Origin of the sequence: Marinobacterium litorale DSM 23545, assembly GCF_000428985.1 — a bacterium.
GTDB classification, from domain to species: Bacteria; Pseudomonadota; Gammaproteobacteria; order Pseudomonadales; family Balneatricaceae; genus Marinobacterium_D; species Marinobacterium_D litorale.
The window spans coordinates 1-20,022 of sequence record NZ_AUAZ01000017.1; the positions used below are offsets into that span (position 1 = coordinate 1).

Annotated in this window: 24 protein-coding genes; 20 read left to right on the forward strand and 4 right to left on the reverse strand. The window is 56.6% G+C overall.

The features are described 5' to 3' along the window. The 7 genes from G403_RS0112885 to G403_RS0112915 all read left to right on the forward strand — a co-directional run. Window positions 1–282: group II intron maturase-specific domain-containing protein (locus G403_RS0112885; RefSeq protein ID WP_027854353.1), on the forward strand; the 282-nt coding region annotated here is incomplete at its 5' end. A 233-nt stretch (window positions 283–515) separates the two neighbouring features. Then, window positions 516–587 carry a pyrroloquinoline quinone precursor peptide PqqA gene (gene pqqA / locus G403_RS24965; RefSeq protein WP_003243383.1) on the forward strand — a complete coding sequence of 24 codons (72 nt, stop codon included), beginning with the start codon at window positions 516–518 and terminating at the stop codon, window positions 585–587. A 111-nt stretch (window positions 588–698) separates the two neighbouring features. Continuing rightward, entirely contained in the window at window positions 699–1,619 is a 921-nt protein-coding gene (gene pqqB / locus G403_RS0112895; RefSeq protein ID WP_027854355.1) for a pyrroloquinoline quinone biosynthesis protein PqqB, read from the forward strand. 9 nt (window positions 1,620–1,628) lie between these two features. Then, entirely contained in the window at window positions 1,629–2,384 is a 756-nt protein-coding gene (pqqC, locus tag G403_RS0112900; protein ID WP_051298986.1) for a pyrroloquinoline-quinone synthase PqqC, read from the forward strand. Then, a complete protein-coding gene (gene pqqD, locus G403_RS0112905; RefSeq protein WP_051298988.1) occupies window positions 2,381–2,674 on the forward strand; it encodes a pyrroloquinoline quinone biosynthesis peptide chaperone PqqD in 294 nt (97 codons plus the stop codon). Before pqqC ends, pqqD begins: the two co-directional genes overlap by 4 nt. Next, window positions 2,646–3,866: a pyrroloquinoline quinone biosynthesis protein PqqE gene (gene pqqE / locus G403_RS23260; RefSeq protein ID WP_051298989.1), complete on the forward strand. Its 1,221-nt coding sequence runs from the start codon at window positions 2,646–2,648 to the stop codon at window positions 3,864–3,866. The genes pqqD and pqqE overlap by 29 nt, the downstream gene beginning before the upstream one ends. After that, the gene (locus tag G403_RS0112915; RefSeq protein ID WP_169719905.1) at window positions 3,838–5,751 is read left to right on the forward strand and encodes an alpha/beta hydrolase family protein; all 1,914 of its coding nucleotides are present in this window, start codon (window positions 3,838–3,840) and stop codon (window positions 5,749–5,751) included. Before pqqE ends, G403_RS0112915 begins: the two co-directional genes overlap by 29 nt. Here the strand turns inward: G403_RS0112915 and G403_RS0112920 are convergent. The 3 genes from G403_RS0112920 to G403_RS0112930 form a co-directional block, all read right to left on the reverse strand. Beyond that, window positions 5,748–6,326, reverse strand: coding sequence for an NAD(P)H-dependent oxidoreductase (locus G403_RS0112920; protein WP_027854359.1), 579 nt, complete (start codon window positions 6,324–6,326; stop codon window positions 5,748–5,750). The two genes, G403_RS0112915 and G403_RS0112920, sit on opposite strands and share 4 nt — an antisense overlap. A gap of 61 nt (window positions 6,327–6,387) precedes the next feature. After that, window positions 6,388–6,786, reverse strand: coding sequence for a MerR family transcriptional regulator (locus tag G403_RS0112925; RefSeq protein ID WP_156899698.1), 399 nt, complete (start codon window positions 6,784–6,786; stop codon window positions 6,388–6,390). After that, on the reverse strand, window positions 6,774–7,130 hold the full coding sequence (locus G403_RS0112930) for a hypothetical protein (protein WP_027854361.1): 357 nt from the start codon (window positions 7,128–7,130) through the stop codon (window positions 6,774–6,776). The genes G403_RS0112925 and G403_RS0112930 overlap by 13 nt, the downstream gene beginning before the upstream one ends. A gap of 137 nt (window positions 7,131–7,267) precedes the next feature. Here G403_RS0112930 and G403_RS0112935 point away from each other — a divergent pair, with 137 nt between their 5' ends. From G403_RS0112935 to sppA, 10 genes are all read left to right on the forward strand, one after another. Continuing rightward, window positions 7,268–7,801, forward strand: a complete 534-nt coding sequence (locus G403_RS0112935; RefSeq protein WP_027854362.1) for a macro domain-containing protein — start codon at window positions 7,268–7,270, stop codon at window positions 7,799–7,801. A 119-nt stretch (window positions 7,802–7,920) separates the two neighbouring features. Then, window positions 7,921–8,628, forward strand: a complete 708-nt coding sequence (locus G403_RS23265; RefSeq protein WP_036233755.1) for a P-loop NTPase family protein — start codon at window positions 7,921–7,923, stop codon at window positions 8,626–8,628. 110 nt (window positions 8,629–8,738) lie between these two features. After that, a complete protein-coding gene (locus tag G403_RS0112945; RefSeq protein ID WP_027854363.1) occupies window positions 8,739–9,134 on the forward strand; it encodes a GFA family protein in 396 nt (131 codons plus the stop codon). A gap of 286 nt (window positions 9,135–9,420) precedes the next feature. Further along, entirely contained in the window at window positions 9,421–10,584 is a 1,164-nt protein-coding gene (ercA, locus tag G403_RS0112950) for an alcohol dehydrogenase-like regulatory protein ErcA (RefSeq protein WP_027854364.1), read from the forward strand. A gap of 3 nt (window positions 10,585–10,587) precedes the next feature. Continuing rightward, a complete protein-coding gene (locus G403_RS0112955) occupies window positions 10,588–12,324 on the forward strand; it encodes a PAS domain-containing hybrid sensor histidine kinase/response regulator (RefSeq protein WP_027854365.1) in 1,737 nt (578 codons plus the stop codon). Window positions 12,325–12,366: 42 nt separating this feature from the next. Continuing rightward, a complete protein-coding gene (locus G403_RS0112960; protein WP_027854366.1) occupies window positions 12,367–13,686 on the forward strand; it encodes an NAD(P)/FAD-dependent oxidoreductase in 1,320 nt (439 codons plus the stop codon). Between the two features lie 172 nt (window positions 13,687–13,858). Next, window positions 13,859–14,389 carry a hypothetical protein gene (locus G403_RS23270; protein ID WP_051298992.1) on the forward strand — a complete coding sequence of 177 codons (531 nt, stop codon included), beginning with the start codon at window positions 13,859–13,861 and terminating at the stop codon, window positions 14,387–14,389. After that, window positions 14,386–15,684: a (Fe-S)-binding protein gene (locus tag G403_RS0112970; RefSeq protein ID WP_027854367.1), complete on the forward strand. Its 1,299-nt coding sequence runs from the start codon at window positions 14,386–14,388 to the stop codon at window positions 15,682–15,684. Before G403_RS23270 ends, G403_RS0112970 begins: the two co-directional genes overlap by 4 nt. Window positions 15,685–15,780: 96 nt before the next feature. Beyond that, window positions 15,781–16,449, forward strand: a complete 669-nt coding sequence (locus tag G403_RS0112975; RefSeq protein ID WP_036233791.1) for an HAD-IA family hydrolase — start codon at window positions 15,781–15,783, stop codon at window positions 16,447–16,449. Next, window positions 16,446–17,486, forward strand: a complete 1,041-nt coding sequence (gene sppA / locus G403_RS0112980) for a signal peptide peptidase SppA (RefSeq protein WP_027854369.1) — start codon at window positions 16,446–16,448, stop codon at window positions 17,484–17,486. Before G403_RS0112975 ends, sppA begins: the two co-directional genes overlap by 4 nt. Window positions 17,487–17,512: 26 nt before the next feature. Here sppA and G403_RS0112985 read toward each other — a convergent pair whose 3' ends face one another. Continuing rightward, a complete protein-coding gene (locus G403_RS0112985; protein ID WP_169719906.1) occupies window positions 17,513–18,103 on the reverse strand; it encodes a Maf family protein in 591 nt (196 codons plus the stop codon). 200 nt (window positions 18,104–18,303) lie between these two features. Between G403_RS0112985 and G403_RS0112990 the strand changes: the two genes are divergently transcribed. The 3 genes from G403_RS0112990 to plsX are packed head-to-tail and all read left to right on the forward strand — an operon-like array spanning window position 18,304 to window position 19,972. Beyond that, a complete protein-coding gene (locus G403_RS0112990; protein ID WP_245578328.1) occupies window positions 18,304–18,741 on the forward strand; it encodes a YceD family protein in 438 nt (145 codons plus the stop codon). 17 nt (window positions 18,742–18,758) lie between these two features. Beyond that, complete coding sequence (gene rpmF, locus G403_RS0112995; RefSeq protein ID WP_027854372.1) at window positions 18,759–18,941, forward strand: 50S ribosomal protein L32; 183 nt, start codon at window positions 18,759–18,761, stop codon at window positions 18,939–18,941. 2 nt (window positions 18,942–18,943) lie between these two features. Then, entirely contained in the window at window positions 18,944–19,972 is a 1,029-nt protein-coding gene (plsX, locus tag G403_RS0113000) for a phosphate acyltransferase PlsX (protein ID WP_027854373.1), read from the forward strand. Window positions 19,973–20,022 lie beyond the last annotated feature (50 nt).

The window sequence follows — 20,022 nt, forward strand, 5'->3', positions numbered from 1 at the left end:
AGCGATGTGAAAGGGAGCTTCGAGGCGCTGGATGGCTGGATCCGCCGGCATCTGCGCAAAATCCTCTGGCGTCAATGGAAGCGGCCGTTCACCCGGGTCAAGATGCTGATGCGACTGGGTCTGTCTGAAGACAGGGCTTGGCGCAGTGCGACCAATGGGCGTGGTCCTTGGTGGAACTCATGCGCCTCGCACTTGAATCAGGCATTGCCGAAGAAGGTGTTTGATCGCATCGGACTGGTATCGCTGATGGATCAGTATCATCGGCTTAAATGTGTATCATGAACCGCCGTATGCGGAACCGCACGTACGGTGGTGTGAGAGGACGGAGGTCGCAAGACCTCCTCCTACTCGATTGGAGTCTGTAGCCCGGTAGGAGCTGTAAGGCGGATGCCGGGGCTCTGGTATTTCAGGCCCCTACGATTTCGCGAGAATTTTAGTTCCAAAGTACCATATGGCCAGGGCGTCCCGGCTCCTATGATCAAGGTGTCTTTAACAATAACAACGAGGTATTCGTTATGTGGACTAAACCTGCTTACACAGATCTGCGCATCGGCTTCGAAGTCACCATGTACTTCGCCAACCGCTGATAGCCCGCTCTGAGTGGGGCTGCCGGTTTGGGCCGGCAGCTTCTCTCCAGCCCGGATCGCTATCCCCTCAATCGTCGGTCCCGCCGACATAACTCTGGGCACACAATAACAATGAAAGTTCAGATTCTGGGTTCTGCCGCCGGCGGTGGTTTCCCGCAGTGGAACTGTAACTGCGATAACTGCACAGGCGTCCGAAACGGCACCCTAAACGCCAAGCCCCGCACTCAATCCTCCATCGCCGTATCCAGCAACGGGACGGACTGGGTTCTTTTTAATGCGTCGCCTGATATTCGGGCTCAGCTGGCTGATTTCAGCCCTATGCAGCCAGGCCGCGCCAAGCGTGATACCGGCATCGGCGCCATCGTCCTGATGGATAGCCAGATCGATCACACCACAGGCTTGCTGATGCTGCGTGAAGGCTGTCCGCTGGATGTCTGGTGCACCGATATGGTCTACCAGGACCTCACCACGGGCTTTCCGATCTTCAACATGCTCGAGCACTGGAATGGTGGTTTGAACCGTCACCGCATTCGAGTCGACGAAGCAGTCAATCGCTTCACCATAGAGTGTGCGCCGGGCCTTGAATTTACCGCCGTACCTTTGATCTCCAGCGCGCCGCCTTACTCCCCGCACCGTAACGACCCGCATCCCGGTGACAATATCGGTATGCTGATCCGCGATACCGTCACCGGTAAATCGCTGTTCTATGCGCCGGGTCTTGGCAAAATCGAATCTCACCTGCCACAGATGATGGCTGAAAGTGATTGCCTGCTGGTGGATGGCACACTCTGGCGTGAAGACGAGATGATCCATGCGGGCGTTGGCGACAAGCTCGGTGTCCATATGGGGCATCTGCCGCAATCGGGGGAGAACGGTATGATCGCCTTTCTCGATACCTTAGATAAGCCACGTAAAGTGCTGATTCATATAAATAATACCAATCCGATCCTGATCGAAGACTCTCCCGAGCGTGCCACCCTGGCCGAGCATGGGATCGAAGTCTCTCACGATGGAATGAGCATCGAACTCTAGGAGTCTGTCATGAGTACATTGGAACCGATGAGCCGCGAGGCGTTTGAGCAGGCACTGCGTGCCAAGGGCGGGCTGTATCACATCTACCACCCGTTTCATGTCGACATGTACGAGGGCCGCTCCACACCGGAGCAGATCCGGGGCTGGGTGGCCAACCGATTCTATTACCAGATCAACATTCCGCTGAAAGACGCCGCAATCATGGCCAACTGCCCGGATCGCGATGTGCGCCGTCAGTGGGTTCAGCGTGTGCTCGACCATGATGGCTACGACGGTGCCGAAGGCGGCATTGAGGCCTGGTTAAGACTCGGTGAAGCAGTGGGGCTGACCCGTGAAGAGATCCTGTCCCAGGAGCATGTGCTGCCGGGTGTGCGTTTTGCCGTGGACGCCTATGTCAACTTTGCCCGCCGTGCTGGCTGGGAGGAGGCCGCCAGTTCCTCACTGACAGAACTCTTTGCTCCCACCATTCACCAGTCACGGCTGGATACCTGGCCTGCGCACTATCCCTGGATTAAGGAAGAGGGATACCAATACTTCCGTAATCGCCTGACGGAAGCGCGTCGTGACGTGAAGCACGGCCTGACCATTACGCTGGATTTCTACAAGACCCGAGAGCAGCAGGATCGGATGCTGGAAATTCTTCAGTTCAAGCTGGATGTGCTCTGGAGCATGTTGGATGCCATGAGCATGGCGTATGAACTGGAACGTCCGCCGTATCATACGGTGACCAAAGAGAAAGTCTATCACCGGGGGCTGTTCCAATGAATGCGGCGACCAACCAACCGGACATCCTGAAAGCGGTACCGGCACTGGAGCGGATGTTTCGTTTCCAGTGGGAGGAGGCGCAACATGCGTACGTACTGCTGTACCCGGAAGGGATGGTTAAACTGAACGACAGTGCCGGTGAAATTCTCGCCCTGGTCGATGGCACGCGTTCGGTGGCCGAGATCTGTGCGGCGTTGGAGCAGAAGTTTCCCAACGCCGGAGACCTGAGCCGCGATATCCTGGAGTTTATGGAGGTGGCCCATGAGCAGCGTTGGATCCACTACGGCTAGTACGCTGGCGAAAGAGGCAGCCCGTGAGAAAAAGGCGCACGGCCAACCGCTGTGGCTGCTTGCTGAACTGACCTACAAGTGTCCGCTGCAGTGCCCGTACTGCAGCAATCCGCTGGACTTTGCCCAAACCGGTGAGGAGCTGAGCACCGACCAGTGGATCGATGTGTTCCGCCAGGCGCGCAAGATGGGCGCGGCACAGCTCGGGTTCTCCGGCGGGGAACCGTTGGTGCGCCGCGACCTGGAACAACTGATTGCTGAGGCCCGTAATCTGGGTTATTACACTAACCTGATTACCTCAGGCATCGGCTTGAATGCGCAGCGTATTGCCGCATTTCGTGAAGCGGGGCTAGACCACATCCAGGTCAGCTTCCAGGCCGCCGATGAGGAGGTCAACAATATGTTGGCCGGCTCAAAAAAGGCGTTTGCGCAGAAACTGGCCATGGCCCGTGAGGTAAAAGCCCAAGGCTATCCCATGGTGCTTAACTTCGTGACCCATAAGCACAATATCGATCGGATCGACCGCATTATCGAGCTATGTGTGGAGCTGGAAGCCGATTATGTGGAGCTCGCGACCTGCCAGTACTACGGTTGGGCATACGAAAACCGTGAGCAACTGCTGCCGACACAGGCACAGCTTGAGCGGGCGGAGCGGATCACCAATGAATACCGCGCCAAACTGGCCGAGCAGGGCAACCCGATCAAACTGATCTTCGTAACGCCGGACTACTACGAAGAACGTCCCAAAAAGTGCATGAATGGTTGGGGAGAGATTTTCCTGACGGTTACACCCGACGGTACCGCTTTGCCGTGTCACAGCGCGCGTATGCTGCCGATCGAGTTTCCCAACGTGAAAGAGCAGACTCTCGAACAGATTTGGAATGAGTCCAATGGCTTCAACCACTTTCGCGGCGACGAGTGGATGAAGGAGCCTTGCCGCTCTTGCGATGAGAAAGAAAACGACCACGGTGGCTGTCGCTGCCAGGCGTACTTGATGACCGGCGATATGAACGCCGCAGATCCTGTCTGTGCCAAATCACCGGATCATCAAAAGATACTGGACGCCCGTGCCAGTTCAGAGCTGGATCATAATGAGGAACAGATCCTGTTTCGCAATGAGCGTAACTCTCGACTCAACACGCGATTCAATACGCGCGAGCATGACGATGAACGGGTCTTCGCCCGCTCTAGCTGACCGCTTTTGCGCATTGCAAGAGCCAATCAGCGCTGCCAATGCCGTCGCCGCCGTCCACGACTACGCGATGCTGCGCTGGCACCGGGGTGAGGTGATTGGTGTCCGTTTTGACCCGGTGAGCGGCCGGAACCGGCTGTGCCGGTTTGACTACGGGCAGGCGATCTCGCTGTTGCCGGAAGGGTTCAGCGTTCGCAGCCGGGTCCATGAATACGGAGGTGGCGCTTGGTGTCCAGGAGCTAATGGGCAACTTTTCTTCGTAAACGATGTTGACCAGCAGATTTGGCGAGTCGATGGTAACGGCGGGCAGCCCATCCAGCATACGGATCTGCCCAATACCCGATTTGCCGATCTGCTGTTTGATGAGGGCCGCAACCGTTTAATTGCCATTAGCGAAACCCATTATGCCCCTGGGTTAAAGCAGGAGCCCGCCAACCGGCTGGTCACCGTCGATCAGCGAGGGCGAGTGGCGGTGCTGGCGAAGGGCGCTGATTTCTACTCATCACCCACTTTGAGCCCGGACGGGCATCAGCTGGCCTGGATCGAATGGAATCACCCGAGTCAGCCCTGGCTTTCGACACGCCTGTGTCTGGTCAATCTGGATACCGGCGGTATGCCCGGGCACGTGCAGGAGCTGTCTGATATCAAGGCGGCGTGGGCGCAGCCACGGTTTTCGCCCGATGGCCTCCTGCATGTGGTGGTAGACCGGGATAGCTGGTGGCGGATAGAGCGCTTTGATGGCGAGCGTTTTGAATCGCTGGATGGGCCGGAGTGCACCGAGTTTACAACGGCGCCCTGGCAGTTTGGTTTGAGTACCTATGGTTGGACGTCTGCGGGTCAGCTCTATGCCCTGGGCCAGGTTAACGGCAATTCGCAGCTACTGACCCTCGATGATCAGGGCTGGCGCAACGTCGAATTAGGAACGCCCGTGAGTCGGCTACACGCTCTCAGTCTTCAAGATGAGCAACTGGCCTGCGTGGTCGAGTTCGATAATCGCTTGCCAGCTGTTATGACGGTCGATATAGCAGCACCCACTGCAGAAACCGCTTGCTGCACACTTCTGACCGGTGGTGAGCAGCCGGCCTATCCGGTCAGCGTCCCACAGCGTGGTTACGTGGCGGTAAGATCAGAGGCAAATGGGGAAAGCACCGAAGTGCCTTACTTTCTCTATCGCCCGACCCATATCGATGGACACACGCCATTACCGTTGGTGATCTACACCCACGGCGGCCCCACTGCAGCGACGGCTCCCACATTCAAGCCGGCGATCCAATACTGGACTCAGCGCGGCTTTATGATTGCGGATGTGAACTACCGGGGCAGCACAGGCTTTGGTCGCGACTATCGCACGATGCTGGCGGGGCAGTGGGGTGTCACCGATGTTCAGGATGTGGAGGCGGTGGCAAACCAGCTGATTGAACAGGGGTTGGCTGACCCTCGCGCCGTGTTTATCCGTGGTAATAGCGCAGGTGGTTACACCACGCTATCGGCACTGGCGCGTTCTAACCTGTTCACCGCAGGTGCCAGCCTCTATGGCGTGTCGGACCCGGCCCGCCTGAATGAGCTGACCCACAAGTTCGAGTCTCGCTATCTCTCCTGGCTGATTGGTGATCCTGCAACAGAGGCGGATCGATACCGGGACCGCTCACCTCTGTTCAATGCCCACCGGATAACCGCCCCCGTGATCTTCTTTCAGGGTGAGCAGGACAAGGTCGTCCTTCCTGAACAGACCCGGAAGATGGCCGAAACCCTTGCGAATAACGGTGTACCGGTGGAATCCCACTATTTTGAGGACGAAGCGCACGGCTTTCGGAAGGCCGAGAACCAGGCGTCTGTCCTTGAACTGGAACATGCTTTCTATTGCCGGGAAATCGATAACCCGGCTTAGGCGTTCACACCAAACCCGTTTGCACGGGCTAACCACTTTTCCCGCGTTTCAGACTTAGCGCTTTGCACCGGCCCAAATGAGGTGATCTTCACCGGCTTGATGCCACAGAATTCGAGGATGGTGCGTTTCATCTGGTTATGCCCCGGCATTCTGTAGACCCAGCGGTAAAACCAGGGTGGGGTGTCCATGGTGACCAATAGGTGGGCGCTTCGGCCCTTGAGCAAGGCATCGGGCATCAGAGCCCCTTTCTGATATTTGAAGGCGAATCCCGGCAGGAATACCCGGTCGATGAAGCCTTTGAGCAGGGCAGGCATTGCGCCCCACCAGTTGGGGTATACGATCACAATATGTTGTGCCCACAGGATCGCCTCCTGCGATTCGACAAGGTCGGGTTCCAGAGATTGAATCTCTTTGTAGCCGTTATGGAGGATTGGGTCGAAGTCGAGCTCGCCCAAGTGTAATGTCCGCACTTCATGACCCGCTGATGAGGCGCCCTCGACATAGGCTTGCGCCAATGCGGCGCAAAGGCTTTGCGATGATGAATGGCCAAGAATAACCAGAATACGTTTGCTCATAGTGACTCCGTTCTTTGTGAGCAATCAGGTTAACCCTTTCCCTTAGGGGCAGGGTCAACACTTATCGGTTACAGGTCCATATATCCGGCGACTGCGCCAGGTCCTGCTTTAGCTGTTCAATTGCAACCAGTTGATGTTGAGTGATTTCTAGCTGATGGCGAAGGTCTTTTTGCTTGCGTTCGATCAAAGTGATCAGCGCTTCGGGGTTAGCTCTGTTACCGGTTTCATTGAGAAGGTGCGCTGTCAGCTCCTTGAGCTTAAAGCCCAGTGACTGAGCACATCTTATCGTCTTAACGAGCTCCACCATATCGGTGGAGTACACGCGGTAGCTACCCTGACGTGGAGGCGTTGGAATAAGTCCCAGTTGCTCGTAAAGATAAATCGCCTTGCGAGAGGCGCCTGTTCGTTTGCATAGCTCCCCGATATACATATGAGAGAGTTCCTCCTTCAGTACTGCCACTGGCCCTGCTCGCTAACCAGTGTTTCCGATCTATTACGGATCACTTCCAGATAACCGGTTTCGTGTACGTAGTAGATCACGTTGCCGTTACGAAATTGGTAACCAAGGAAACGACAGGGGCTTACGCCATCGGCGCAGGTGGTGTGCCAGGTTTCGCCGGTCAGCTCGATACTGTTGCCGCTTACTTTGCTCTTACCCCGGTAGATGACCTGATCACAGGTCACATTACCCTCTGCACAGAGGGTTTCGATCTGAACCTGATAGTGGGGCGTTTCCAGGTCGCTGGCATTTACCGAAATCGCGAAGGGAAGCAGGGCAAGAATCAACAGAGGTGGCGCGGGCATGTCCGAGTTTCCTCGCTGGGTTTGAATAGGTAACTGTACAACAGATGCAATAAGAGAGTGCCGCAAGCTGCCAGAGTGGGCAACGTCTAGTTCAACCAGCTACGCTTTTTACCAGATCGAATGCTAGGAGGTGTGCGATGGCTGAAGTAGAGATCAGCGACGTCAGGGTTGAGTGCGTTCAGGGCGATATTACCGAGCAGCCGGATATGGATGCCATTGTGAATGCCGCTAACGCTGAGCTGGCACCCGGCGGCGGGGTAGCCGGGGCAATTCACCGGGCTGCCGGTTCAGGGCTGGCGAAGGAGTGTCAGGCGTATGCGCCGATCTCGCCGGGGCAGGCGGTTATCAGTGGCGGGTATAAATTGCCAAACAAGTATGTCATCCATTGCCTGGGCCCGGTATATGGCCGTGATGAGCCTTCCGATGAACTGCTAGCATCCTGTTATCGCAAGGCGCTCGAGCTGGCTGAGAAAAACGGGGTCGAGTCTCTGGCCTTTCCGGCCATCTCCACCGGCGTGTTCCAGTTCCCGTTTGAGGCGGCGACCGAGATCGCAGTCAATGAGGTGAAAGCGCAGGCACCTTCGTTGAAATCGGTGAAGCGTATTCGTTTTGTGCTGTTCAGCCAGTCGGATCTTGAGGGCTACGAACGTGCATTGGCCGCGCTCAATTAAAAATGCGGTGTAGATCGGTTAAAAGACATATGATTGTCCCATTGGATTGCTACAGTGATTGGGCGTGAGCAGCGCTCATACGCTCCCTAAAGAAAGGCCTGAATAGAAAGGACTAAAGCATGGCTAATGTGCATTTTATCGGTGGTGAAAAAGGCGGTGTCGGCAAGTCAATGACGTCGCGTCTGCTGGCCCAGTATTACATTGATACTAACCGTCCGTTTATGGGCTTCGACTCCGACGCCTCGCACAGCACATTCTCGCGTTTTTATGGTGATTTCGCTTCCCCGGTGATGGTAGGAGACGACGAAAGCCTTGATAGCATCCTTGAAACCTGTGAAACCCAGCCTGATCAGGACCTGGTGATCGATCTGGCCGCTCAGACCTCAACCCGGCTGGGTGAATGGATTGAAGAAACTGACGTATTCGGACTGCTTGAGGAGCTTGGGCATCAGGTCTACCTCTGGCACGTGATGGATGATGGTAAGGACTCGGTCGATCTGCTGGAGGGGGCGCTGGCGCGCTATCCGGCACCGTCTCTTAAGTGGGTTGTCGTGGAGAATCATGGCCGGGGCGGTGACTTCAGCCAGTTTGAGGCGTCCGATGCCTACAAAGCGGCGATCGAGCGCGGGGCTTCCGTATTCAAACTGGGCAAACTCCACCCCAAACTCACCCATAAAGCGGATTTCGCCAACGCCAGCTTCTGGGCGGCGGCAAACAACCGCGACCTGATGAATATCGCGGAGCGTCAACGGATGAAAGTGTGGTTGCGTAACAACTATACTCAGCTGGACAAGCTGCTACCGCAGGTTTCAGCAACAGAAGAATAAACCGTTTGTTTTGCGTTCCGGCCAGCCCGGTTCGGCTTTTACTCATCGGGCTTGCCGGGATTCCCGTCAACAACAGTAACGACGGGCACCGTTAAAAGGGGGCGACAAAAATGCAAGGCAGCTGTTTATGCGGCGCGGTCAGATACGAAATTGACAGCATCGACAAGCCGATTGGTCACTGCCACTGCAGGACCTGTCAAAAAGCCCATGCCGCCGCGTTTGCGACCACCGCAGGCGTGATGCGTGATCATTTTCGCTGGGTCAGTGGAGATGATGTCCGCACAGCCTTTGAGTCATCGCCGGGTAAGCAGCGCCACTTCTGTTCCAAGTGTGGCTCACACCTGGTGGCTGAACGGGAAGGCCAACCTCATGTGATTGTGCGTGTTGCAACCCTTGATGAGGACCCGGGTAGCCGGCCCGCTCAGCATATCTGGACGTCTGAGGACAGGGAATGGCTTCAGTACGATCATTTACCCGCTTACGAAGGCTGGCCACCGGGGCGGTAGCAATTGCTACAGCGTCGGTGCGATGGGTTGCCGTGCGGGTGATACCCTGGGTTTATTCCAGCCACTGTGTATTTACGCTTTGATTTATGTGTTGAAATAACTAATTCTAAAGGGGTTCTGTCGGGACCTGGGAACGTTTTTGCAAGACAGGGAGCAGTACCAAAGAGGCAGGGATATTACGACCAAATTACCGCATACTCGCTCCCCGGTTGAATGATAAAAATAAAAAGCGGTGCCAGAGTCACTCATTGGGTGAGGTTCAGCGCCGTTGAGAGGCGAAAACAGCATGTCCCAGGAAATTTCCAGTCTGAGAAAATTTGTTGCGCCGGAGATAATCTTTGGCAGCGGCGCGCGCAAAATGGTAGCGAACTACGCCAAAACTTTCGGCGCGCATAAGGTGTTGTTGGTCTCTGATCCTGGCGTCGTGAACGCGGGGTGGGTTATCGAGATCGAGCAGCTGCTGCTGGAGCAGGGTCTCGGTTGTGTGCGTTTTACCGATGTGTCGCCTAATCCGCGCAGTGAAGAGGTGATGCGAGGCGCTGAAATCTATCGCGAGCAGGGGTGTGATGTGATCGTCGCTGTGGGTGGCGGCAGCCCCATGGATTGCGCTAAGGGTATCGGCATTGTCAGCGCACATGGTGAGCAGATTCGCAGTTTCGAAGGGATCGATCAGATCAATAATCCGATTCCGCCGCTGGTGTTTATTCCGACCACGGCCGGTACCTCTGCCGATGTTTCCCAGTTTGCCATCATTTCCGACCAGCAGGACCGGGTAAAGTTTTCTATCGTCAGTAAATCCGTGGTGCCGGATGTATCACTGATCGATCCGGATACCACCAGTACCATGTCGCCGTTTTTAACCGCGTGCACGGGTATCGATGCACTGGTGCATGCCATTGAAGCGTTCGTTTCCACCGGCAGTGGTGCACTGACAGATATGCATGCGTTGGATGCAATACGCTTGATTAACAACCACTTGGCGTTACTTGTTGAACAACCGGATGATAGCTATCTGCGCGAGCAGATCATGCTCGGGTCAATGAAGGCCGGGCTGGCATTCTCCAATGCCATTCTGGGGGCCGTGCATGCAATGTCGCACAGTCTGGGCGGCTATCTCGATCTGCCCCACGGGCTGTGTAACGCGGTATTGGTAGAGCACGTGATCGATTACAACTATCGTTCCGCCGAGGACCGGTTCGCGGTTATCGCGCAAACCATGGGTATTGAGACCAAGGGCTTAACCAGTAACCAGATTCGCAAGCGCCTGCGCAACCATGTGGCCGCGCTCAAGCGAGATGTGGGGTTGGGCAGTTCGCTCGGTAAATATGGTGTTCGGGTGGCGGACATTCCCTACTTGAGCGCCAACGCCATCAAAGATCCCTGTATTTTGACCAATCCACGCCGCTCAAACCTGCGCGATGTGGAGCTTGTTTACGAGGAAGCCCTCTGATCCATGAAGAAACCCTCGGAACCGGCTGTATCGATTGACGACCTGATAGGTCTGGGTGGTCAGTCAGCTCGAAAAAGCTATTACCCGGCCCTGCAGCGGAAGATCGAAGAGCTCGAGGCCGAGCGCAACCGCTATAAGTGGCTTTTCGAAAATGCTTTTCACGGCATTTTTCAGGCCAGTGTCGAGGGTGTGATCGAGCGGGCCAACCCTGCCCTTGCGCGACTGTGTGGGTTTAGTGATCAGGAGGTTCTGGAGCAGGGTGAACGCCTGGCCACCTTTCTTGAGGGCGGTAAGGCGGAGTTTGAACTGATCCGCGACCGCTTGCTGGAAGAGGGGCAGCAATTCCTCTATGAGACCCGCATTCGCCAGGCGCAGGGGGCGTTAGTTGATGTCTCAATGAACCTGCTGCTAAGGCCGGACCCGGATCAGCCTATCATCGAAGGCTTTATTGCTGACATTACCCGCCGTATGCAGATGCAGAACCAGGTGCTGGCTGTGAATGAAGCGCTGGAACGTGCCGTGAGCGAACGCACGGCCGAGCTGACTCAGCTTAATTGGCGACTGCGTGAAGAGGCGGCAGAGCGTAAGTTGGCCGAGCGGGAGATGGCCCGGGCCAAGGAAGTGGCGGAACAGGCCAATAGAAGCAAAGACAAATACCTGGCAGCAGCGAGCCACGACCTGTTACAGCCGTTAAATGCGGCACGTCTGCTGGTCTCTGCACTCAGAGAGCGGGATATGCCGGTGTATGAAGGAGATCTGGTCGAGCGCGTGCATCTGGCGCTCTCCGGCGCGGAGCATCTGCTGTCGGATCTACTGGACATATCCAAGCTGGACCAGAACGCGGTGCAACCCGACCTGCAGACCTTTCCGGTCAGCCAGTTACTGCGCTCGCTTGAGGCGGAGTTTCAATCGTTGGCGGCGGAGGCGGGGTTAGAGTTCAGAATTCGTGCTCAGAACCTGTACCTGCGCTCCGATCTGCGTCTTCTGTCCCGTGTATTGCGTAATCTTATAGCCAATGCAATTCGCTACACCGAGGAGGGCACCGTCTTGGTGGCGCTGCGTCGTCGGGGTGATCGCGTCGCTCTGGAGGTCTGGGATACGGGCCCAGGCATTCCCGAAAGTAAGCGAGAAGAGATCTTTCAGGAGTTTAAACAGCTGGGTAAAACACCGGGTAAGCGCGGAGGCGTGGGGTTAGGCCTGGCTATCGTTGAAAGAATCGCCCGAGTGCTCGGATTTGAAGTTGAACTGGAATCCAGGGAAGGTGTTGGCTCGCGGTTTAGAGTGCATGTTCCGCTGGCCGGGGAGCCCAACGAGGTGGAGCGCTTCGAGTCCTCTTCACCGGCGCAGGCGGAGTTTGACCGGGCATCGGTGCTCGTTATCGACAACGAGCCTGAGATTCTGGTCAGTATGCGAGCTTTGCTGGAGGGCTGGGGCTGTGACGTGGAAACCCTGACCGGGTATGACGCGCAGGCTCTCGAAACGATGCCGGTGCCGGAATTGATACTGGCGGATTACCATCTGGATGACGGAGATACCGGGATCGACTGCATCGCGCGCCTGCGTGACCATTTTGCTCAGCGTATTCCTGCGGCCATACTGACCGCAGACCGGAGCGGTGAGACTCGCCGGTTGTTTCGTGATCAGGGGCTTGCCGTACTGAATAAGCCAGTGAAGCCCGGTAAACTACGTGCGTTGATCAGTCACCTGCTGGAGCCGGTTACACCGCCGCAGGGGACGTAAGTTATAGGGCCGAAATTCAGATCGGCTTTCGGGAGGTAGTAAATGGCAAACGCGGAGCGCCTTTATCAGCATGTGGTGATTGTCGGCGGAGGTGCCGGGGGGCTGGAATTGGCAACCCGCCTGGGTCGGCGCTACGGCAAAAAGGGGTTGAAGGTCACGCTGGTTGACCGGGAGACGACCCACGTCTGGAAGCCGCTGCTGCATGAGGTCGCTACCGGGAGTCTTGATCCCAGTATTGATGAAGTCAGCTATCGCTCCCAGGCGCGTCAGGCGGGGTTCAGCTTTCAGATCGGCCAGCTGGAAGCGGTGGATCGCCCCCAGCGCTGCGTGCGCCTCGCGCCGGTGTTCAATGCTGAAGGCGAACGCCTGCTACCCGAACGCACGCTCTACTATGACTACCTGGTTATAGCTGTCGGCAGTCAGACCAATGATTTTGGCGTACCTGGTGTGAAGGAGCATTGTTGCTTTCTGGATAGCCGTGAGCAGGCGGATAATTTCCATCACCGTCTGCTTGATACCTGCCTTAAACTCAGCGGACAGCGCGCTCAGGGCGAACGGTTCCTACGCGTGGCGATCGTGGGGGCCGGGGCGACGGGGGTCGAGCTGTCGGCGGAATTATATAACGCAGCACAGGAATTGATGTCCTACGGCCTGTCCAAGGTTGATCCGCGCAATATGAAAGTGACGCTGATCGAGGCAGGTCCTCAGATATTGGGTGCGCTGCCCCCCCGTATTGCCAACGCCGCCAAAGTAGAGTTGCGTAAGCTCGGTGTTGATGTGCGCGAGAATACCCAGGTGGTTGAGGCGCGTGATGGTGCTCTGATTACCGGCAATGGCGAAGAGATTCAGGCGCATCTGATTGTCTGGGCCGCGGGTGTAAAAGCGCCTGAGCTTTTGAAAAAACTGGATGGACTGGAAACCAATAACCGTAATCAACTGGTCGTGGGTCCGGATCTGCGGACATCCCGGGACGAGCGGATATTCGCTTTGGGGGACTGCGCAGCCTGCGAACGCCGGGATGGGGAGGGTGGGCTTGTGCCACCTCGCGCCCAGGCTGCTCATCAGATGGCCAGTCATCTTTATCGCCATTTTGGTCAGATCCTCAAGGGCGAGGATATCCCCGGTTATGAGTACAAAGATTACGGCTCTCTGGTATCGCTGAGTAAATATTCCACCGTGGGGAACCTGATGGGGAACTTGACCAAAGGTAGCGTGATGGTTGAGGGTCATCTGGCGCGGCTTGTCTATGTATCACTCTATCGTATGCATCAGGTTGCCCTGTTTGGGTATATCAAGACTGCTCTGGTGGCCTTGGTGGCTCGAATCAACCGTGTAATCCGTCCCCGACTCAAGCTTCACTGACACGCCCGACCCGTCGTGGTTCACTTCTTGCAGCTGGTCTGTTGCAGGTGTGCCTGAGCTGGTCGGGGCTGTTGTTTCCTCCTTTCCCCTTGCAGTAACGATCAGCTCCGGCAAACCCCGCGTCTGCCGGGCTGCGGCCCGTTTCGAATGTAGCTTAGCTGACAGGACGGGTATGGATAACATCGCCTTGCTGGATGGTAAACAGCGTTACTTTTCCGACAATTTAACCGACGAACTGGGGCTGGTTCTTTATCAGGCGTCTGCCAAAACCGATCCTCTTGAAAAAGAAAAGCTGCTTAAGCAGGCGCTGGAGCGCTGGCCCGAAGCGCTTGATACCTATATCGCGCTCTACAAACTCTACTTCCGTACCGCCCGCTATCGAGAGGCGGAGCAGCAGGTGTGGCGAACGCTGAATGAAGCCTCGCGGCAGGGCGGGTTTACCCGTAACTACCGTTTACTCACCAATGACAGCGCCCCCTGGCTGGAAGATCAGAGCGTGGCACGTCTTTACCTGTTCAGCCTCAAGGCGCTGGGCGTCATCCGCCTGCGTCGTGGTCGGGTGGTTCTGGCGCATCGAGTACTCAGCAAACTGTTGGAACTGGATCCTACCGATGAGATCGGCGGCAGTAATTTTCTTGGCATCGCCCAGCGTTTCCTCGATGAGGACGGTGGCGATGTGGTTGTAGAAGGAGCAGAGGTATGAAACCGGAGCTGGACTGGTCGACTTACGAAAACGCGGGGCTGGGTGACGCCTACGCCGATATTCCCAAAACCGGCGGTGATTATGCCAAGGCGGTGGCGGTTTGTATCAACAGCATGGTGTGTCTGCGACCCATCGATCGTGGGGTGATGTGCCCCAGTTTCCGTATTCATAATGATGTGGCCTATTCGCCCGGGGGGCGTAGTCGGCTGATCAAGAAGCTTCTCAATGGTGAGATCGGCCTGGATGAAAAGCAGACTCTGGATCAGGCGATGGATTGCTGTGTCGCCTGTAAAGGCTGTAAACGTGAATGTGACACTAACCTGGATATCGCGACCATTCGAACCGAATATCTGGCCCAGCGTGTGAATGCGGAGGGGCCCAGCCTGCGGCAAAAGCTGTTTGCAGAGCTGCCCAACATGCTGCGTCACCCTCGCTTGACCAAGCTCTCTATCGCGGTTGTTAATCACTCACCCTGGTTGGTGAAGCGTTTGGGGTTAAACCCGGAGCATCCAATTCCAAGGCCTTTGCCGGCGCCCCAGCTGACACCGGCTGTCGCAAAAGCGGGAGCCACGGAAGTTCTCCTGTGGGTGGACAGCTTCAGTCGCCATTATGCGCCGGACAGTGCCGAGGCGGCCCTGCGTGTACTGGAGGCGGCCGGATTCTCGGTTAAGTTGCTGGAGCGGGAGTTCTGTGGTGGCCGCAGCGCATACTCTCAGGGGATGATCGACAAGGCGCGGGCGCAAGCGGCTGAACTGGTGGAAGCGCTCAAACCTCACCTGGATGCGGGGCGACCGGTTATCGGGCTCGAACCGTCAACCTTGCTGATGCTGCGCGACGAATTTCAGACACTGGGGCTGGGCGAACTGGCTGAACAGCTGGGCAAGAGCGCGCTGCTGTTTGAGGAGTTCCTGGCTCGAGAGATTGCGGCGGGGCGTCTCGAGCTCCCTTTAAAAGCCATTGCCAATACGCGGCCGGTATTGGTGCATGGTCATTGCCACCAAAAAGCGGTGGGAGCGATGAAGTCAGTCCGTAAAGTCCTTAAACTTATACCGGAGCTGGAGTTCGACTTTATTGAAGCCTCCTGCTGCGGCGGTGCTGGCAGTTTTGCCTTTGAGGCGGAAAACGCCGAGGATTCCCGCGCCATGGCCGAGCTGGCGCTAATGCCGGCACTCGCCGAAAACCCGGATGCCGAGTTGGTGGCAAACGGTTTCTCCTGCCGTGAGCAGGTGGCACGTTTAGGTGGTCCCGACAGCGTGCATCTGGCGGAACTGTTGGCCCGCCATCTGGCAGTTTAATCTCGGCCTCCACTGGCGGACTCTGCGTCGTCATCATCTCTCATGTAGAATGGTGTTTTTTCGCAACGATCCGCCAAGGAGTCCCGCGTGTACAAAATGCTGATCTTCGATTGGGACGGCACTGTCATTGATTCCCAGGCGCGTATTATCGCCAGCATGCAGGCGGCAGCCGATGAGCTGGGGCACGATCCCCTGTGTCCGGAGGCGGTCCGCAACATCATCGGGCTCGGTCTGCCTGAAGCGATACGCGCACTTATCCCTGAAATTTGCCCGGACGGGACCGAGCGGATGCGTGAACGCTATGCGCATCACTTTCTGGTTCAGAATAAAACGCCGACCGAGCTTTACCCCGGCGTACGCCAGACCCTGGTCAACCTGCGTGAAAAAGGCTTTCGCCTTGCGGTCGCAACCGGTAAAAGTCGTCGAGGCCTGGATCGAGTACTGGAGCAGACCCAGTTGGGTGAGCTGTTCGAGATTACTCGTTGTGCCGATGAAACCTGCTCCAAGCCGGACCCGCGCATGCTGGCGGAGATTCTGGCCGAAACCGGGCTGACTGCGTCCGATGCGGTGATGATTGGTGATACCGAGTACGATCTGGAGATGAGCCAGCGTATTCGTATGGATGGAGTGGCTGTCAGCTATGGCGCGCATCAGCTGGAACGCCTGCGTCGTTTCAAACCGGTAACGGAGATTCACCATTTTCCGGAACTGGAGCTGTGGCTCGACAGTCTCAAGGACGAATCTGAAGTGAGGACATTAGCGTGAGCAATAACCCCTGGGGCGAAGACGAACAGAACTCTAACCCACCTCAAAGCGACGAAACTCAGGCAAGTCCAGCGCAAACACGGGATGCGAAAAAGCGTAGCACTAAAGAGTGGCGACTGATCGAAAAGATGGTCAGTAGCCTTCATGTGGAGCACCGGCGCACCCGCCGCTGGGGGATTTTTTTTAAGGGACTGACATTTATCTACCTGTTCGCCCTGCTGGGTAGCTTTTGGTATATCCAGGAACCGGAACTTCAGTCCGAGTCATCCCGAACCCATGTGGCAGTCGTCAGGGTCGAAGGGCCCATCGCCGATGGTGAAAAAGCCGGCGCTGACTCGGTGATCTGGTCGCTGCGCAAGGCGTTCGAGAACCCGCACAGCCTCGCTGTTATTCTGCGCATCAACAGCCCAGGGGGCAGCCCGGTACAGTCCGGTTACGTCTACGACGAAATCAACCGTTTATCCGAGAAGTATCCCCAGAAAAAAGTCTATGCGGTTATCACCGATATCGGTGCATCGGGCGCCTACTATATGGCGGCCGCAGCGGATGAGATCTACGCGGATAAAGCCAGTCTTGTGGGATCGATCGGTGTGGTCTCCGCCGGGTTTGGTTTTGTCGATCTGATCGAAAAGCTGGGCGTGGAGCGGCGTATGCTGACGGCCGGCGAACACAAGGGTTTGATGGACCCGTTCCAGCCGCTGGAGAGCAACGAACGTGAATTCTGGCAGCAGGTGCTCGACACCACCCATCAGCAGTTTATCGATCAGGTGAAAGCGGGGCGTGGTGACCGGCTGAAAAATGATGAGCGTTTGTTTACGGGCCTGGTCTGGACCGGCGAGCAGGCCGTGGAGCTGGGTTTGGTGGACGCGCTGGGTAGCACCAGCTACGTGGCCCGCGAGGTCATTGGTGTCGAAACCCTGGTGGACTACAGCGCCAAGGATAGCCCGTTCGAACAGTTAATTGATCGTCTGGGGGTCAGCATGGCCAGCCACCTGGCGAGCCTGGTTGGCGTGGGTCAGCCGCTGCAGCTACATTGACGTCAAACCATGCTACTACCGGATGTTCAGTCCGGTAGTAGCACATCCAGCCCGGCTTTTTCCAGCATGGCGATCAGCCGGATCAAAGGCAGGCCGATCAGCGTGTTGGGGTCATCGCCCTCCAGCTTTTCAAACAGTGCGATACCCAGACCCTCCGATTTGAAACTCCCCGCGCAGTTGAGTGGTTGCTCTCTTTGAATATAGGCACGGATCTGCTTATCCGAGAGTGTCCGGAAATGGACGTCGAAGGGAACAACGTCCAACTGGTAGCTGTTGTCTGCACTGTTATAGAGACAGAGTCCGGTACTGAAGCGAACCTGTCGCCCCGATGCGGCTCGAAGTTGTTCGATGGCACGTGGCTCTGTGTGGGGTTTGCCGAGGACTGTTCCGTCGATGCAGGCCACCTGGTCGGATCCGATTACCAGCGCGTTGGGGTGGTTGCCGGCAACCGTTCGCGCTTTTTCCAGAGCGAGGCGGGCGACCAGCTGTTCGGCACTCTCATCAGCATGCTGCGACTCGTCGATATCCGGGGATTCGCTTAAGAAGGTAAGACCGAGCTTTTCCAGCAGAGCGCGCCGAAACGGGGAGCTGGAGGCGAGAATCAGGGCCGGTTGCATCAAAAAACTCCTGCTTGCGGGGGTGGTTGAATGGCCGCGCCCATGATAGCGCGATTTTTATTAAGCTTCCCTTTGACAGCTCGGGGGTTCGCGCCTAGAATTGCGCGCTTATGTCGTACGGTCCTTTACCGAAAAAAGTTGACCCGCGCAAACTGGCGGATCGAGAAGCAGAAATTACGGGGATTGCAGAGGTATCCGCAATGCCGCGTCTGTGCTCGCTCCTTGTCGACAGTCATGGAGAGATCCATGTGTCTTTGAAGTTTGCGGTGGATGAGCAGCGTTTAAGAGTCGTGACTGGCTCGGCACATGGCAGTGTTATGCAAACCTGCCAGCGTTGTCTGGAACCGGTCGCGGTGGATGTTGAGGCCAAGGTCAATCTGGCAATGGTGCTTAACGAAGAACAGGCTAAAAATCTGCCCCGGTATTACGATCCGCTGATCGTCGAGGCTGAAGATGTCGAGCTGCTGTCTTTGATCGAGGATGAACTGATATTGAGCCTTCCGTTGGTGGCGTATCACGAAGACTGCTCAATTCAGACCTCATTCGGAGATGCTGATGAGGCGGCCCGGACGCAGGAAAACAAACCCAACCCATTCAGTGTATTGGCCGAGCTGAAAGGCAAGACCGATAAGAGTTGATTTAGGAGCTACACACCATGGCAGTACAGCAGAACAAAAAGTCTCGTTCACGTCGCGACATGCGTCGTTCCCATGACGCGCTGGGTAACCCGACTCTGTCTGTTGACGCGACTACCGGCGAAACTCATCGTCGTCACCACGTCAGCGCTGACGGTTTCTACCGTGGCCGTCAGGTTATCGAACCCAAGGGTGACGAGTAAGCTTGACGGCTTCGTATTGCATCAGCATTGATGCAATGGGCGGGGACTTCGGTCCCCGCGTTACTGTTGCTGCGGCCAGTGAGGCGCTCAAGCGTCATCCGCACCTACAGATTATATTGGTCGGCCAGTCCGATGCTGTAACACCTTACCTCCGCCGCTGCCGCGGCAAACAACTTCAGCGCCTCAATTTTCTTCACGTCGATGATGTGATCGATAGTACTGCCAAGCCTTCCCTGGCGCTACGCCACGGTCGCGATTCGTCCATGGGCAAAGCGTTGTCTCTGGTCTGCGAAGGTACGGCCCAGGCCTGTATCAGTGCCGGTAATACCGGAGCCTTGATGGCGCTGGGGCGTAGTTTGCTGGGTATGTTGCCGGGCATAGAGCGCCCGGCGATAACCACCGCGATTCCCACCCTTAAAGGCTATAGCCAGATGCTCGATCTGGGCGCGAATGTGGACAGCAGTGCAGAAAACCTGCTCCAGTTTGCGATCATGGGGTCTGTTATGCTCGAAGCGATTGACCAGCAGACGCGTCCCAGTATCGGGCTGCTGAATGTGGGGTCCGAGCAGCACAAGGGTACCGATATGGTGCGCGAAGCCAGTCGTCTGATCGAAGCCCACCCCGGGCTGAACTTTATTGGCTATCTTGAAGGGGATGATCTCTTCGCGGGGCGCGCCGATCTGGTGGTATGCGATGGGTTCGTGGGAAATGTGGCACTCAAAAGCTGTGAAGGCCTGTCTAAACTTCTGGTGAGAAAAGTGCAGGCCAGCTTCCGCCGGAACCCCTATCGCAGGTTGTTGGCGTTGCTTGCCACGCCGGTTTTGCGTGAGCTCAAGGCTCAGCTGGACCCGGGAAGGCGCAATGGCGCTACGCTGTTAGGGTTGAACGGTGTCGTGGTAAAGAGTCATGGCGGGGCCAATCGCGCATACTTTCAGGCCGCTATCGACCAGGCGCTGGAGGAAGCGCGGCTCAACGTGCCGGCGCTGATTGGTGAACGGGTACGAGAAGAGATGGCGCGTTGCGAAGCTTGATTGCTTCACTTTAATGCCGGAAAAGGCTGTAATAGCCGCTCAATCCTGTA

Excerpts from the sequence above, each read along its gene's own strand:
- pqqB (WP_027854355.1), top strand. The coding sequence starts at position 699 with ATGAAAGTTCAGATTCTGGGTTCTGCCGCCGGCGGTGGTTTCCCGCAG.
- pqqC (WP_051298986.1), top strand. The coding sequence starts at position 1,629 with ATGAGTACATTGGAACCGATGAGCCGCGAGGCGTTTGAGCAGGCACTG.
- pqqD (WP_051298988.1), top strand. The coding sequence starts at position 2,381 with ATGAATGCGGCGACCAACCAACCGGACATCCTGAAAGCGGTACCGGCA.
- pqqE (WP_051298989.1), top strand. The coding sequence starts at position 2,646 with ATGAGCAGCGTTGGATCCACTACGGCTAGTACGCTGGCGAAAGAGGCA.
- G403_RS0112915 (WP_169719905.1), top strand. The coding sequence starts at position 3,838 with ATGAACGGGTCTTCGCCCGCTCTAGCTGACCGCTTTTGCGCATTGCAA.
- G403_RS0112920 (WP_027854359.1), bottom strand. The coding sequence starts at position 6,326 with ATGAGCAAACGTATTCTGGTTATTCTTGGCCATTCATCATCGCAAAGC.
- G403_RS0112930 (WP_027854361.1), bottom strand. The coding sequence starts at position 7,130 with ATGCCCGCGCCACCTCTGTTGATTCTTGCCCTGCTTCCCTTCGCGATT.
- G403_RS0112935 (WP_027854362.1), top strand. The coding sequence starts at position 7,268 with ATGGCTGAAGTAGAGATCAGCGACGTCAGGGTTGAGTGCGTTCAGGGC.
- G403_RS23265 (WP_036233755.1), top strand. The coding sequence starts at position 7,921 with ATGGCTAATGTGCATTTTATCGGTGGTGAAAAAGGCGGTGTCGGCAAG.
- G403_RS0112945 (WP_027854363.1), top strand. The coding sequence starts at position 8,739 with ATGCAAGGCAGCTGTTTATGCGGCGCGGTCAGATACGAAATTGACAGC.
- ercA (WP_027854364.1), top strand. The coding sequence starts at position 9,421 with ATGTCCCAGGAAATTTCCAGTCTGAGAAAATTTGTTGCGCCGGAGATA.
- G403_RS0112955 (WP_027854365.1), top strand. The coding sequence starts at position 10,588 with ATGAAGAAACCCTCGGAACCGGCTGTATCGATTGACGACCTGATAGGT.
- G403_RS0112960 (WP_027854366.1), top strand. The coding sequence starts at position 12,367 with ATGGCAAACGCGGAGCGCCTTTATCAGCATGTGGTGATTGTCGGCGGA.
- G403_RS23270 (WP_051298992.1), top strand. The coding sequence starts at position 13,859 with ATGGATAACATCGCCTTGCTGGATGGTAAACAGCGTTACTTTTCCGAC.
- G403_RS0112970 (WP_027854367.1), top strand. The coding sequence starts at position 14,386 with ATGAAACCGGAGCTGGACTGGTCGACTTACGAAAACGCGGGGCTGGGT.
- G403_RS0112975 (WP_036233791.1), top strand. The coding sequence starts at position 15,781 with ATGCTGATCTTCGATTGGGACGGCACTGTCATTGATTCCCAGGCGCGT.
- G403_RS0112985 (WP_169719906.1), bottom strand. The coding sequence starts at position 18,103 with ATGCAACCGGCCCTGATTCTCGCCTCCAGCTCCCCGTTTCGGCGCGCT.
- G403_RS0112990 (WP_245578328.1), top strand. The coding sequence starts at position 18,304 with ATGCCGCGTCTGTGCTCGCTCCTTGTCGACAGTCATGGAGAGATCCAT.
- rpmF (WP_027854372.1), top strand. The coding sequence starts at position 18,759 with ATGGCAGTACAGCAGAACAAAAAGTCTCGTTCACGTCGCGACATGCGT.